Source organism: Brasilonema bromeliae SPC951 (assembly GCF_012912135.1).
GTDB classification, from domain to species: Bacteria; Cyanobacteriota; Cyanobacteriia; order Cyanobacteriales; family Nostocaceae; genus Brasilonema; species Brasilonema bromeliae.
Genome location: NZ_QMEB01000422.1, coordinates 1 through 1,455, shown reverse-complemented (window position 1 = coordinate 1,455; position 1,455 = coordinate 1). Strand labels below are relative to the sequence as shown.

Here is a 1,455-nt window from a genome sequence, read left to right as displayed (position 1 = left end):
ACCCTTCTCATACGAGAAGTAGATTACCATATTTCGGCATTAGTGGGATAGGTTCTAGGAACTTTCCTTTATACACAGTTTAAACGTTTGCCACTCCTTGATCGCCTCAGCGCCCTGCCTTTACTTTACGCGATTATTGATTTTGATAATTCTGATGAAGCTTGGCGACGTTATGATTTTATCACTGCCCGTGAATTGTTTAAAGATTTTGGCGTTTCTGCACGACTCTACCGCGAATCTTTTGAACCAATGTTATTGGTGGGCTTGTTTGCTCCTGGAGAACAGTGTTCGGCAGCAGCAGCTATAGGAATGCTTTACTATTTTACAATACCTTTGCCAATTTACGAGGGTTCAACGCCCGTAGAAGCGGTATGAATACGACCTAAAGAAGTAAGCTTGGCAAAAATCTGGGTTAATAAAATAGGCTCAGGAATTTCAGGAAGCATTTTTAAGATTTCACGGACATATCGAAAGCCACGATAGTGAGCCTTAAGGTCAATAATGCCGGATTCGGGATTAAAGAGGCGAAAGTCAGCTAGAATATGATGAGATAAATTAACCATAAAAAATGCTAAATTAGCAGCATTAGTCACTGCAGTTTTGCTCAAATTCCTAAAATCTTCTAATCCCCAAAACTGCTTGGCATCACGAAAGTTAAACTCGATTTGGAAACGAAGCTTGTAATAGTCAATGATTTTATCAAACGATAATTTCCGGTCACTAGAGAAGAGAATTACATGACTACGAGTATTAGTTTTAAGATTGATTTTGACCAAAATTACTACATTGAGAGCCTGAGCAAATTCTTTGTGCAGGAAAGTGGCTTGATAAACGTCAGTTTGAATATCTTTGTTAATGGTACTTTGGCATAAATATTTGTCTGGTAGATTACGATAGTCCAGCTTGTCACCGTATTTACGACGAGAGCGACTATTGGAGTCAGGATTTTCATAAGGGATGTATAACGCTGAATCATGGCGGAGTTTGGAAATTATGTGCAAGTTAACTTGTCGTGCCATCTGTAAAGCATTATTGTTACCGAAATGACCATCTAATACCAAGTATGTCAGGGGAATAAAGTTAGCTACTAACTTGAATAGTGAATGAATCATCTTTTTAATTAGCAATAATTCAGATGTTAATATCACTTCTGTTTTATTTTTGTTCTGACTCCCTTTTGGTCGTCCCCGTCCCCGTTTTTCTTGGGCTTTTACTGTTTTGATTGCCCACGTGCTATTGATTTCTGTATCACTCTTGATTACCTGTTCTATCTGAATAGGAAATGACTGCCCCCTTTCAACACTCACTAACGATAATACAAAGAAAGATAGTCCTGATATCGGTTGACTGGCAAGGCTAGAAAAGAATCTATCTAATCCATAAGTCTGTTTACCTGATTTACTGACTACAACCTCATCTCCTGCCAGCAAGTATATTTCATTTACACGGAACAAA

Annotated in this window: 1 protein-coding gene and 1 pseudogene; one reads left to right on the top strand and one right to left on the bottom strand. The window is 38.3% G+C overall.

Features of this window, described 5'->3' with window-relative positions; all coding sequences use genetic code 11:
- Positions 1–54 precede the first annotated feature (54 nt).
- Positions 55–330 (top strand): annotated as a pseudogene (locus DP116_RS28220) (amine oxidase); the annotation flags it as partial.
- Positions 331–341: 11 nt separating this feature from the next.
- Here the strand turns inward: DP116_RS28220 and DP116_RS28215 are convergent.
- The coding region (locus DP116_RS28215) for a transposase (protein WP_169158246.1) at positions 342–1,455 on the bottom strand (1,114 nt) is incomplete at its 5' end.